The organism is Psychrobacter sp. AH5, assembly GCF_040371085.1.
GTDB lineage: Bacteria > Pseudomonadota > Gammaproteobacteria > Pseudomonadales > Moraxellaceae > Psychrobacter.
Genome location: NZ_JAMBMT010000001.1, coordinates 2541653 through 2554590 on the forward strand (window position 1 = coordinate 2541653; position 12938 = coordinate 2554590).

A 12938-nucleotide genomic window follows, 5' to 3' on the forward strand; every position below is an offset into this window, starting at 1 on the left:
CGCTCGCGTGCTTAAATGCTCTTACTATCACGCAGGCTATAATCAGCGCTGCGCTTATGACTGGCATTAGGCCGTTAGCTGTGTTTTTAACTGTTGTAACTTGCCGCGCATCGAATCATCGATAATTTTGTCACCGACTTTGATCGTAGCGCCTGCTAATAGACTCGGGTCAACCGTTTCGTGAATGACTACACTAGCATTAAGCGAAGCTGCCAGACGCGTTTGAAACATCTCGCGTTGGGCGTCGGTCAATGGATAAGCGGTAGTCACATAAGCATCAAGCTGCTTTAGGCTAACGGCTTTGTGACGACGATAATGCTCATAAACTTCAGGAAGCAAAGCAAGACGCTCTTGCTCTGCCAACTGCTTTACAAAGTTGTTGAGCGCTGGTGACACTGCCGGATAGCTGATAGTGCCGTCATTATGAGCGCCGTTATGGTTCGCTAATAATTGCTTAAAAGCAGAATCATCATCACTAGCTACTTGCGAGTCATAAAGATCAACCAAAGCAGCTGACTTATGCTCAGCGGTAACCGCTGGGTTCTCTAGCCAGTTAAGAAACGCTTTGTCATTGACAATTTGACTAGCGATAAACAAGAAATTTTCCCACTCGTTTACAGCCCCGTTTTCATTGGCATAGTCAAACGCGGCTCTAGCGTAGGGTCGTGCTAAGGTTGATAGGTCAGCCATTATATCCTCACAGTTACAGCTTTGCCGCCAGTTGGTCTAACATGCTAGCATGCTTTTGCATATCGACTCTATCTTGCAAAATCTTTTCAGCACCAAGGACAGAAAGTTCAGCGACTTGAGCACGCAATGACTCGCGAGCTTGATTGATCTCTTGATCAATGGCCGCTTGGGCTTGCTGACGGATACGCTCACCTTCTATTTGGGCTTGTGATTTAGCATCTTCAACCAGTTGGTTGGCGCTCTTATTCGCTTGTTCAATCAAGGCAGCGGCTTTAGTCTTAGCAAGATCAAGCTCTTGCTGGACGTCCTGCTCTGCCGTTGCCAAGTCAGCTTTTGCTTTTTCGGCGGCATTCAAGCCCTCAGCGATTTTACGCTGACGATCATTGATAGCGCCGATAAGTGGTGGCCACACGAACTTCATGCAAAAAACCACAAATATTGCAAAAGCAATGGCTTGACCGACGATGGTAAAATTGATGTTCACGTGATCACCTCTTTGTTAATGAAAAATCAGTTTCATTGATCCTGTCCAACCGTCAAACTCTGCATAACTTATTGCTTGTACCTTCAAAACACCAAGATAAACAAATTATGACGGTTAAACATTTACAACTGAGCTTTCTGATTAACCTGCTAGAGGGTTTGCGAACAACAATAGCATAGCGATACCAACACCGATCATCGGGATAGCATCAAGTAGACCTGCTACGATGAACATACGAGTTTGCAATTGTGAGCCAAGCTCTGGCTGACGGGCTACGCCTTCCAAGAATTTGCCACCTAAGATTGCAAAGCCGATACCTGTGCCAAGTGCGCCTAAACCGATTAGTAGCGCTACTGCGATAACTGTGTAACCACCTAATACTGGATCCATTGATGTATCCTCTTATGCCTATTGAATGTCTAATTAATGTTCAGTTGATGATGCTAGTGACATGTAAACTATCGTCAACATCATAAATACGAACGCTTGAAGGGTAATAATTAAGATGTGGAAAATTGCCCACGGTACAGATAACGCCCATTGAATCCAAAATGGCATCAGGGCAATCAGTATGAAAATCAATTCACCAGCATACATGTTACCAAATAGTCGCAAACCTAAAGAGATGGGCTTGGCTATTAAAGTCACGAACTCTAAAATAAAGTTAACTGGAATTAAGATAATTTGTACGATAGGGTTGCTAGCACTAAACGGATGTAGCGTAAGCTCTCCAACAAAACCGCCTATGCCTTTTTCTTTGATACTATAAAAGATAATCAAAATAAAGACTGAGAACGACATGCCAAGAGTGATATTAGGATCGGTCGTTGGCACGATTTTGAAGAAGACATGATGCGGATCATGACCCATCAAGGCACCGATTTGTCCAGCAAGCGCTGGAATAAAGTCAACCGGCAATAAATCCATCAAGTTCATCAGGAATATCCAGACAAAGATGGTTAATGCTAGCGGTGCAATCAGCTTTGAGGTGCCACTGTAAGAATCGCGGACGTTGTTATCAACGAACTCAACGATCATCTCGACAGCAGCCTGAGTCTTGCTTGGCACTCCTGAGGTTACCTTTTTGGCAACCATCCAAAAGATAGCACAGAACACAATGCCTAAACCTATCGACCAGAGCATAGAGTCAAGGTGGATAGCATTAAAGCCCATAGCACTCGCTTCTTCAGCGGTGTAGGCAACTTTCCAACCTTCGCCCGGCAAATAGCCGTACGTCCAGTTCGTTAAGTGGTGAGAGATATATTCTGTTGTTGTTTGTTCGCCTGCCATAGTGTCAGCTTCTCATTAATCAACGATTTACTCAGCTACCAAAACATGGTTGTCGTCTACTGAGGTTTATTAGGATATTGTCGCCGCTATCTTCAGTAACATCGTAGCGACGCAATAAACGCTTATTTAGCGCTCCTATCCTCAACAACAGCCATCCCAATCTAACTTGTATCTGTCATGCAAATGCTTGTTTTTATTAGCATTGCATAAATTTTAGCTATGAAAAAAGGGCCTAAAAGTAATGACTACTAGCCCTTTTTATACACATATAACCTTGCTACCTATGAGCCGTTATATGTTGGTCCGCCTATCCCTTTGGCAAGACTTTTGCTCAGCGATTACGCTTGAGCAAAACAATTAGCTGTGTATATTAATGCAACGTTGTATTCGTGTAAAGTCAATTATTCGTTTTTTATCGACTGTATAACTAAGGTAGGAGTTGACATCCACGCCAGTATGGCTTTAAGTCGATAATTAATTTGTAAGATATTATTATAATTGGTTGCCTTTCATCCAAATTAGGCGTAAAGCGCTCGTAATAAATCTTGGAATCCTAAATACTGCGGCTAACTGATTGGGATAAAGCCAATAACTTCGCCGGTCAGCAATACTACTTTATACGTCCGAGCATCAACACATGACTTATTTTCATTACGATAAAGCCTGCAAACAAAGCTAATGGTGACAAAGGTTTTATGGTGATAAAAATCAGCGCAAAACCAAAGACAGTTAATGCCCATTTAAGCGCTTGACCGCGAAAAAACTGACTAACAATGCGGTTACGAGCGCGATAGCCGCTATGGCTAAACATAAACATCGCAAAGACCATCTGCGTCACAAAGCTTAATAATCCGCCAATAGCCGCACTTTTGGCTACTGTTAGCTCGCCGTTGAACCCTATGCTGTCAATAAGCCAAGCGCCAATAATCACTATTAGTAGCGCCCAAGTTTGTCTCTTGAGATAGACCCTGATTTGATCTTTTTGACTGCGTTTGGCAGGTTGAGTCACGCTCTATCCTAATTAGGAGATAAATGTAATTTGGCACTTATTGAACTAAATCAAGCGCGAGTATTATAAGGAGTCATCTAGAGTTTCGCAAGGAAAATACCGTTACTATCAACGATTTACCTTATCTAGTAGACTCGCAGCTTTGCTTTGGCTACTTTGAGCCGCAGTTTAACTGGTGCAATTGATGATTTGCTGAGCCATCGTGCTCCAACCGCTAACAAAGTTTTTGCTAGTACTCATATCCTCAGCTTGTACCGTGATAGTGACGGGCTTGAGCTTACTAACTAAGCCGCTAGCGGGTTTACTTTGAGTGATAAGGCACATCGTTTTGAGCGGACGCTGCTCATCAAGCCAACGCAATTGACTGGCTTTTGGCGCTAGATGATGATCGCTAGTTAAGCTGCCAACCAGCTGTAGGTTTAGACTACTCTCCAGATAATGGTAAGCATCATGATAAGCCCAATAAGGTCTGCTCTGCTGCCTATTTTGCCGCTGAGTCGCGACTGCTCTATCCATTTGCTCAGCGAACTTTTTGGCATTATTGTGATAAATCGCTTTGTACTTCGGATTGGCATGGCTATGAATAACCGCTAGCGCTCGGGTAATAGCTTTGGCGTTTTCCGGATCGAGCCAAATATGCGGATCCAAAGTGTTGGCAATAGGCTTGCCTTTGACATCGCGCAGTGGATAGCGCGTAAAAGCATTAAAATCAAACAAAGAGATAGCATTGGGCGCTTTATCTAGGCTCGAAGCTAAGTTGTTTTCTAATGATTTGCCAAACCAAACCACAAAGGTGCTATCACCAATCGTCTTAATATCGCCAGGACTAACGCTACCGTGATGCCCAACCTCCCCTGGATTTAATAATTGCTTGGCAGCTGGCGCGCCCTCGGTTACCGCCGCGCTTAATAAAAATAGCGGATAATTACTGACGCTTACGGTATTGGCCGCTTGGGCGCTTATTGGACTGGCTATGATCAAGCTTGCACTGATGGCCAGCAGCCAAGATTTTGGCTGAGCATAATGTTTTAGGGTTGCTAGTGCTTTGTTTATTATTCTCATAACGACTCTTTTGCCAATCGGTATCGATAGATGGTTAAAATATAGAGGGCTAAATAACTAAGCTAATTAACTAAACAGTTAAATAGTCTAGTGTCTGACTTTCATTATGTTATACTATAACAATAAAAAGTGCACCCTTATTTTTAGGAGTGGGTTATGACTAATGCGCTATCATCTTGCGATCATCTTCATGACGTTCAGCATTTAAACAACAGCGATATCAGTGCGCGCTTGACAGCAGCTATCGAACAATGCCGTCATCGCGGGGTGCGTTTTACGCCGCTACGTCAGCAGATATACAAGCTAGTCTTGCAAGCTAAGCGGCCGGTTGGCGCTTATGATTTAATTACCCAGCTTCAGCAAACTCGCCTTTTGGCTAAAGACCAAAAACAAAGTAAAAATGTCGCCCCGCCAACGGTTTATCGCAGCTTGGAGTTTTTATTAGAGCAAGGCCTGATTCATCAGTTGACCTCCATCAACGCTTATGTACCCTGCTGTCATCCTCGCGCTCAGCATGCGGCGGCGTTTTTGATTTGTGAGTACTGTCAGAGGGTGCAAGAATGTAGCAGCCTACCAGTACAAGAGATGATGGGATTTGCAGAGCAAGATGCTGGATTTTTGGTCAATCATAGCGTCATAGAGCTAAGCGGACGTTGCCAAGCTTGTCAGTAGCTTTTTTCACTGCAATATCTTAGCTTTGATGAATTTATTAGTCTTAAACTCAACACCACTTTTTAACTTACAGGTCAGCTATGAGCGCAAACACCTTATCGATTGACAGCAATAATAGCACTAAGCTATTGAGCCTTGACAATGTCAGCTACGACATCGATAAGCAGCGCTTGCTATCGCATATCAGCATAGATATCGCCGTTAATGAAACGGTGAGTCTTATTGGTCCTAATGGCGCTGGCAAATCGACTTTAGTCAAGCTCATCTTGGCGTTGATTCCTCCTAGTGAAGGCAGCATAAAGGCGCATCAACCGTTACAGCTTGGCTACGTGCCGCAGCGTTTCTCAATACCGTCCATTTTGCCACTGCGCGTCAAAGACTTATTAGCGCAGGCCGATAAACGCCGCTTACTACCACAGCAGCGCCAGTTTATATTTGATAATTTATCCCTAAATCATCTGCTCTCACGGCAAATGGGGCATTTATCAGGCGGCGAGACTCAGCGCGTGTTACTCGCGCGCGCGCTGCTCGATAAGCCCAATTTATTAATCTTAGATGAGCCGATGCAAGGCCTAGATCCTGATACTGAGGTTTGGCTGTATCAGTTCATCGATGAGCTGCCAGAGTTTTTGCGCTGTGCCATGCTAGTGGTGTCTCATGATTTGCACTGGGTGATGAAAGGTAGCCGGCGCGTGGTTTGTCTCAATAAGCATATTTGCTGTGAAGGACAACCCAGCGAGCTTGCCGTCAGTCATGAGTTCAAAAAGCTCTTTGGCCATCATTATGAGCAGCCTTATGTGCATCAGCCTCACGCTTGCGAACACAGTGCTCATAGTAGTGCAGCAAGCGAGCTGACTTTTTAAACAAACTCGTCGATTTGCAAATTGCTCTCTTCTCTTTTAAACCACTTTTAGCAAATATTTAACGGATATCGGTTATGACTGCATGGTTAGCCATCATTGCCCCTGCTTGGATTGCCGGCAGTATTTTAGCACTGCTCTCAGCGCCGCTTGGTTGCCTAGTGCTATGGCGACGCATGGCGTTTTTTGCAGATGCGCTAGCTCATGGTACGCTGTTGGGCGTGGCGCTTGCGGTACTGTGGCAGCTGCCGATGGGTATTGGTATTGCTATGGTCAGCGTATTAGTAGTATTGGGGCTGATAGTCATTGATGATGAGCGCTTACCCATGGATGCCGTATTAGCGGTAGTGGCAGTTACTTTATTGTGTTTAGGGCTGCTAACCTTGACCCAGCTAACTGATCAGCAAGCTAACGTACTCGGGTTTTTATTTGGTAACTTGCTGGAGCTAGATTGGGCAGATCTGCCTATGCTTGCGGCTAGTGTAATCATCGGCTTGGCGCTACTGATCTATATTTGGCCGGCGCAAATTAAGCTGGCAACGCATGAAGCCTTAGCGCGTATTCAAGGCATTAGTCCGACTCGTCAACGCTTATTCTTTATGGGGGTATTAGCCGGATTTTGTGCTATTGCCTTGCAAGCGGTTGGTAGTTTATTGATTAGCGGCTTGTTAGTGTTACCAGCATTGAGCGCGAGGCTATGGTCAAGCTCTCCTAAACAGATGGTGATATTTGCGCTTGTGATGGCTCAGTTTGGCGTCACCTTGGGGGTTTGGGGCAGTGTTTGGTTAGACATTCAAACGGGCTTATCCATTGTTTTAGTGTTAGCTATGTTATTTTTTATAGCGCTGCTATTGTCAAAATTGAATTCTAAATTTGCAACCAACCTGCATCGAACCAAATCCTGATAAGTACTCATTAGTCAAAACAATAAGCACCTGCTAACCAAAACCTTATGCTAATCAACTTTATTTCACTAAACAGTTGGTCATTTAGTAAAATTATGCTATAAACAGCCTAAAATATTACCCGTATACTGGTGTGGAACGGACGCTACTGCTATGTATTTACCCCACTTATCGTTATAATTTTGCTATATAAAACAGCGTTAAAGGTGTTATAAGATAATTATCAATGGTCAAAATCATTGCAGTGTTAGGCTTTTATTATTGTCGCTATAAGGGGAATAAATAGTGCGTGTAGCGGTAAGGATGTTCACTTTTAATGAGCTAAGAGTCTGTAGTCATGTTGAGTTATCCTGCTTGTAAGATCAATGCTGTCGATGAGCAACTAAACGTTTTGCAAATCACCGATATGCATCTGACAACGCCCACTACTCTAGAAGCTACCACGGCGCTTAGAGAGGATCAATCACAGTGCCAACAGCATTTTGATAGCAGTCTTAAGCAAGCGTTAGCAGAAGATATTCGCTGTGATCTGATATTGGTGACCGGAGACTTAGTCAGTAAAGTGGATCCGCTAACTTATGATTATATCTTTGATGCGCTAAAAAAAACGCAAATACCTTTTGCTTGTATCGCAGGCAATCATGATGTCACTGATGAGCTGGGCTACGATTTACCTTTTGATCAACGTCAGCTAATAGCTCGCTCTATGGATTCAAGATTACTCAACCAGCATGTGATTGAGAGCGAGTACTGGCAGCTATTATTGTTAGATTCCTCAGTCTCTGGCAAAATCTCAGGGGTACTAGCAAACGCTGATTTGGACTGGCTATGTCAGCAGCTTGATAACTGTGATAAGCCGGCTTTGTTGGCGCTACATCATCACGTGCTGCCTATGAACTCTGAATGGATAGATGCTCATATGGTGGAGAACGCTGAGGAGTTTTGGCAACGTATAGACCGATATGAGCAATTGCGAGTCATTATCAGTGGTCATACTCATCAAGAACAAATTCGTCATAAAAACGGTGTCACTGTCTATTCAACTCCCTCAACTTGCTATCAGTTTTTGCCCAATAAAGATGAATTTAGCTATGATGAGCAGGCTAGCGCCGGATATCGCTGGTTGCAATTAGCAAACAATGGTAATCTTGCAAGCTGGGTTAAAAGACTAGATACTTGATAGCCAGTTTTATTGGCATAATTTGGTTAACCCTAAAGGGTAAGTAGTACAATAATGATAAAGGATAGAATCATTACTCATTTACCCTTTGTAATTGATAAAGAATGGCCTCATATTAGCGCTTTACTTTATCCACTATGTTGTTTGCGTACCACGTGGTAAAACGTTCTAAAAAGGACAAGTCATAGGGTTAAAATAAATTTTAAGCTCTTGTCTTTTGCAATCTCGTTTTGTGGAATTAATTTGGAAAAATAGGATACCCTTATGAGCACTTCAACTACGTCTCCAGATGATGTAAAGTTCACCCCTTATGTGCCTGCCGAAGACGAAGAGTATATGTCTGATGCGCAGCTTGAACACTTCAAAGAGATCTTATTGGACTGGAAGAGCCAGCTGATCGGTGAGGCGGATCGCACTAAGACTTATATCCAAGACGAGTCAAGCGCTATGCCAGATATCAATGATAGAGCGACTCAAGAAGAAGAGTTTGCTTTAGCGCTACGTACTCGTGACCGCGAGCGCAAGCTGATTCGTAAAATTGATAAATCAATAACAGAAATCGAGAACGATGATTATGGGTTTTGTGAAACTTGCGGTGTTGAGATTGGTCTGCGCCGCTTAGAGGCGCGTCCAACCGCTACGCAATGTATCGATTGCAAAACCTTATCTGAGATGAAAGAGCGGCAAAACCAAGGTCAATAGTTCTCTGCTCTAACCTGTGTACTGATTAGCAAGCGAGCGCTCTTTAATAAGATGGCTCGCTTTTTTATGTTTAGTAACAAGAGAGTCGGCTATTGCTAAACGCTACTGAAAGTAAATATCTTTTTGAAAAAAGCTTGTTTATTCTAACGCCATCTTCTTATCTTAGTAGTTGATTATTTTGAATTTAAACAAACACTCAAGCTCAGCGTCTACCGCCAAACATCGACTGCAACGGCCAATAGGACGTTTTGCGCCTTCTCCTACTGGTGAGCTGCATCTGGGCTCTTTGACCACCGCTTTAGCTAGCTACTGCCATATCAAGTCTTTGGGTGGAGATTGGCTGCTGCGGATAGAAGATACTGATACTGAGCGCTGTGATCGGCAGTTCACTGAGCAAATCTTGATAGATTTAGAGACCCTGCATTTGCATTGGGATGGGGATGTCATTTATCAGTCTGAGCGTACTGATATCTACCAAGATTATCTCTCATCAGCGCTAGCGCCTTTGACTTATGGCTGTGAGTGCTCACGTAAAACTCTAGCAAGCTATTGGGATAAGCGCCAAAATAACTTTGACTCTATTGCCCGCTCCAAGCAAGCCCTTCTAACTCGGCAGCCCAATCGACAAATCTATCCGCGCTGCTGTCTTAATGCCGATTTAGCAAAAGATAAGCATAAATTACGGGTGCAATTGCCCGATTATGCTATTGGCTTTAACGATGGGATTCAAGGGATGCAGTGGGCTAATCCGCAGCAAACTTTGGGCGATATGGTAGTACGCCGACAAGACGGTATGATCAATTATATTCTTGCTGCCAGTATCGATGATGGTTTACAAAATGTCAGCCATGTTATGCGCGGACTAGATATCTTACCAATGACGACCGCGCAGATTAGCCTGCTAGAAGTCGCCAAGCTACCTGCTGTCAGCCATTGGTATCATCTGCCATTGATATGTAATAAACAGGGACAAAAGCTCTCTAAGCAGAACCTAGCTCAGCCTATCGATACTCGCAACCCAAGCCAATTATTGAGTAGCGCTCTTGCGCTATTACAGCAACCAGCGCTCGATATCGATACGCCTGAGCGTATGCTTAGGCAAGCTATCAGTCAGTGGGACAATACACCGCTACAAAATAAGCAGCAATTAGCTGTGCTTTAATTTTTAATAGTGACGGCATTGGCTCTTTTCGATCTCAGGACTCTCTTTATAGATTTTCAATAAGAGTGCTACCATTATTAGGCTAATCAGCATTGAGGAGCCGCCATAACTAAAAAACGGCATGGTTAAGCCTTTTGTTGGCATCGCGCCCATATTCATCGCGGCATTAATAATAGTCTGCGCAATAAAGATAATACCAATACCAAAAGCGGTATAGCTCATGCGCATCTGCCGGCGCTTGAGCGCATTGTAGCTAATACGCATGGCACTACCGATAATCAAAGCCTCTAATAACAGTACCATAGTGACGCCGACGAAACCCAGCTCTTCACCAGTAATCGCTAACAAAAAATCAGTGTGCGCTTCTGGTAAATGCGAGAGCTTTTGTACACTCTCACCATAGCCAACCCCGGTAAATTCACCACGACCAAAGGCAATTAAACTTCGTGCTAGCTGATAATCGGTATCTTGGATATCATCGAAGGGATCCAAAAACGACAAAGCGCGGGTCAATCGATACTGCACTAAAGTGACGGCTAATACGCCAAGTACGCCAACGACCGCCCCTAGCGCAATAAACTGCTTATAAGGCGCGCCTGCTATATAAAATATCGCAAACACGGTGCCAACGATGACTACCAATGAGCCAAAATCTGGCTGCAACAGTAGTAAAAAGGTCAACAGACCAATCACTAAGGAGATACGCAAAAAGCCATCCCAGCCGTTACGCACCTCAAAAGAGCGGCGCACCACAAAATCAGCGACAAAGACAATAACTACTAACTTAGCAAGCTCAGCGACCTGAAAGTTTAAGACTCCCAAATTAAGCCAACGCTTCGAGCCATTGATAGGAGTACCAAACAAAGTAGCAATCAGCAATACCGCGGTCACTAACAATAAAAAAAACTGTGTACCTGTCTGATAAAGGGTCTTGAGCGGGACAAACTTATAGGGAACAAAAGCTACCGCTAGACCGATCGCCATATAGAGCAGTTGGTTATTAAAAAAGTACAGCTCTGTCATACCGCGGCTAAGCGCAAAAGGAATAGAGGCAGAAGCCACCATCAATAAGCTCAGTACCATCATGCAGCCAACACTAGCTAACAAGATTGCACGCGAGGATGGTAAAGATAACACCCCATCGCTAGTGGCTTTGGCAGTAGCGTTTGAGTTTGAGCGAGAAAAAAAGGAGAGCGCCATAATATTCAAATATACTAACGAGCAAAAAGTACGGCGTTCAGTGAACACCACCATTGAGATATAGAGAAAAATAAAGAATGACTAGTAATCAAAGCTTAGTCAGCATTATAGAGCATAGCTTAAAATAAAAAACCAACAATATCCATGGCTTATAAAATCATTAATGAAACCATTAATCATAAGCATTTAAATATAAGCATTTAAATATAAGCACTTAAATAAGACCCTTAACTATCAGCGGTATCTAGCTTGGCTAATTGGTGCTGCACTAACTGAGTAAAATAATCACCGCGCTCAGCATAACCGCTGAATTGATCGAAGCTTGCACAAGCTGGAGAGAGTAACACCGCTTGCACTTGCGATAAGCTGCTATCCGTCACTTGCTTGATGACTTTAAAAGCAGTCTCTAAAGTCTGACACTGATGCAATCTAACGTCTTTACTCAAGCCCGCTTCTCGCAAATGCTGTTCAATGAGCTTGGCATCTTCACCGATACACAGTACTTGACTGACATAGTCATTGATAAGCGGCGTCAACTCACCAAACTGTTGGCCTTTGCCTTGCCCGCCTAGTATCAATAATAGCTTACCATCTTTTGGCGCATATACCGCTCCTAGGCCTTCGACTGCCGCCATAGTAGAGCCGATATTAGTACCCTTTGAATCATTAAAATAGTCGATACCCGCTACCGCAGTGACATACTGGCAGCGATGATCAAGACCGGTGAACTGCTGCAACGTGTTTAGCATAGCATCGAGCGGTAGTCCTGCCAGCTCGCCCAAAGCTAGCGCCGCTTGCGCGTTAAGTAAATTATGGCGACCCTTCACAGGTAGCTTATCCGCTGATAATAAACGATCACTACCACGCGCTAGATAAATTTGCCCGTCAGGATCGGTAATAAGGCCATATTGACCTTTATCAGGAGCATGAATACCAGTGCTCAATCGTGGTAAATTATCCGCGACTAAAGGCCGAGTCAAAGCATCTTCGCGGTTTACCACCACCGACTTAGCTCCTTGAAAGATACGATGCTTGGCTTGATGATAGCCGAGCATATCACCATGACGATCGAGATGATCAGGCGACATGTTGAGCACCGTTGCCACTTGCGCTCCTAGATTGCTCACTGTTTCTAACTGAAAGCTTGAGAGCTCAAGGACAGCAAGCTCCATATCGCTATTTGCCAATAAGCTCAAAGCTGGCACACCAATATTACCGCCTACCCCAACATTAACCCCTGCATCTTTTGCCATTTGACCGACTAAGGTAGTGACCGTACTTTTGGCATTAGAGCCCGTGATAGCGACTATCGGCGCGCTACAAGCTTCACAAAATAATTGAATATCGCTCACGACTGGAATATTAGCTTGCCGCGCGCTCGCCACTGCTTTTGTCTCTAAAGAGATACCAGGGCTGATAATAATACGCGCCGCTTGCAGTAATAATTCCTCATCAATACCGCCAAACTGACGAATCTCAACCGCAGCTGGCAGCTTATCAGCCAAGGCTGGCGTGGTCTGATTATCAGTAACCGCGACTTGATAGCCTTGATCGGTAAGATAATTCGCTACTGATAAGCCCGATTGTCCCAATCCGACCACAACTTGCAGGCCACTACCTTTATGAATCAATGTATCTGTTGTAGCAGAGCTTGACATATATTTTCCTTTTATGAAGTCATGGGAGTAAATCAGTACAGCTATCTGTAATGATAGTTGGGTG

14 protein-coding genes are annotated in these 12938 nt (G+C 44.0%); 6 read left to right on the plus strand and 8 right to left on the minus strand.

The annotated features are described in order from the left end of the window. Window positions 1-66 precede the first annotated feature (66 nt). The 6 genes from M0N77_RS10800 to M0N77_RS10825 form a co-directional block, all read right to left on the minus strand. Entirely contained in the window at window positions 67-690 is a 624-nt protein-coding gene (locus tag M0N77_RS10800; protein ID WP_353105188.1) for a F0F1 ATP synthase subunit delta, read from the minus strand. 13 nt (window positions 691-703) lie between these two features. Next, window positions 704-1174 carry a F0F1 ATP synthase subunit B gene (locus M0N77_RS10805; RefSeq protein ID WP_353105189.1) on the minus strand — a complete coding sequence of 157 codons (471 nt, stop codon included), beginning with the start codon at window positions 1172-1174 and terminating at the stop codon, window positions 704-706. Window positions 1175-1315: 141 nt separating this feature from the next. After that, window positions 1316-1564 carry a F0F1 ATP synthase subunit C gene (gene atpE, locus M0N77_RS10810; RefSeq protein ID WP_010197960.1) on the minus strand — a complete coding sequence of 83 codons (249 nt, stop codon included), beginning with the start codon at window positions 1562-1564 and terminating at the stop codon, window positions 1316-1318. A gap of 33 nt (window positions 1565-1597) precedes the next feature. Further along, entirely contained in the window at window positions 1598-2464 is an 867-nt protein-coding gene (gene atpB / locus M0N77_RS10815; RefSeq protein ID WP_353105190.1) for a F0F1 ATP synthase subunit A, read from the minus strand. A 610-nt stretch (window positions 2465-3074) separates the two neighbouring features. Beyond that, window positions 3075-3473 carry an ATP synthase subunit I gene (locus M0N77_RS10820; RefSeq protein WP_353105191.1) on the minus strand — a complete coding sequence of 133 codons (399 nt, stop codon included), beginning with the start codon at window positions 3471-3473 and terminating at the stop codon, window positions 3075-3077. 168 nt (window positions 3474-3641) lie between these two features. Beyond that, the gene (locus tag M0N77_RS10825; RefSeq protein ID WP_353105192.1) at window positions 3642-4535 is read right to left on the minus strand and encodes a metal ABC transporter solute-binding protein, Zn/Mn family; all 894 of its coding nucleotides are present in this window, start codon (window positions 4533-4535) and stop codon (window positions 3642-3644) included. 156 nt (window positions 4536-4691) lie between these two features. Here M0N77_RS10825 and M0N77_RS10830 point away from each other — a divergent pair, with 156 nt between their 5' ends. The 6 genes from M0N77_RS10830 (at window position 4692) to gluQRS (ending at window position 10016) form a co-directional block, all read left to right on the plus strand. Beyond that, window positions 4692-5207, plus strand: a complete 516-nt coding sequence (locus M0N77_RS10830) for a transcriptional repressor (protein ID WP_353105193.1) — start codon at window positions 4692-4694, stop codon at window positions 5205-5207. Window positions 5208-5287: 80 nt separating this feature from the next. Beyond that, on the plus strand, window positions 5288-6070 hold the full coding sequence (locus tag M0N77_RS10835) for a metal ABC transporter ATP-binding protein (protein ID WP_353105194.1): 783 nt from the start codon (window positions 5288-5290) through the stop codon (window positions 6068-6070). Window positions 6071-6144: 74 nt separating this feature from the next. After that, window positions 6145-6972, plus strand: coding sequence for a metal ABC transporter permease (locus tag M0N77_RS10840; protein WP_353105195.1), 828 nt, complete (start codon window positions 6145-6147; stop codon window positions 6970-6972). Between the two features lie 337 nt (window positions 6973-7309). Next, the gene (locus M0N77_RS10845; protein ID WP_353105196.1) at window positions 7310-8152 is read left to right on the plus strand and encodes a metallophosphoesterase; all 843 of its coding nucleotides are present in this window, start codon (window positions 7310-7312) and stop codon (window positions 8150-8152) included. Window positions 8153-8416: 264 nt separating this feature from the next. Next, on the plus strand, window positions 8417-8854 hold the full coding sequence (dksA, locus tag M0N77_RS10850) for an RNA polymerase-binding protein DksA (protein WP_353105197.1): 438 nt from the start codon (window positions 8417-8419) through the stop codon (window positions 8852-8854). 178 nt (window positions 8855-9032) lie between these two features. Further along, complete coding sequence (gene gluQRS, locus M0N77_RS10855; RefSeq protein WP_353105198.1) at window positions 9033-10016, plus strand: tRNA glutamyl-Q(34) synthetase GluQRS; 984 nt, start codon at window positions 9033-9035, stop codon at window positions 10014-10016. Between the two features lie 3 nt (window positions 10017-10019). On the opposite strand, the gene ftsW is transcribed toward gluQRS, so the two are convergent. Together ftsW and murD are read right to left on the minus strand one after the other, a co-directional pair. Continuing rightward, the gene (gene ftsW, locus M0N77_RS10860) at window positions 10020-11216 is read right to left on the minus strand and encodes a putative lipid II flippase FtsW (protein WP_353105199.1); all 1197 of its coding nucleotides are present in this window, start codon (window positions 11214-11216) and stop codon (window positions 10020-10022) included. Window positions 11217-11443: 227 nt separating this feature from the next. Continuing rightward, the gene (gene murD, locus M0N77_RS10865; RefSeq protein ID WP_353105200.1) at window positions 11444-12874 is read right to left on the minus strand and encodes a UDP-N-acetylmuramoyl-L-alanine--D-glutamate ligase; all 1431 of its coding nucleotides are present in this window, start codon (window positions 12872-12874) and stop codon (window positions 11444-11446) included. Window positions 12875-12938: the final 64 nt, after the last annotated feature.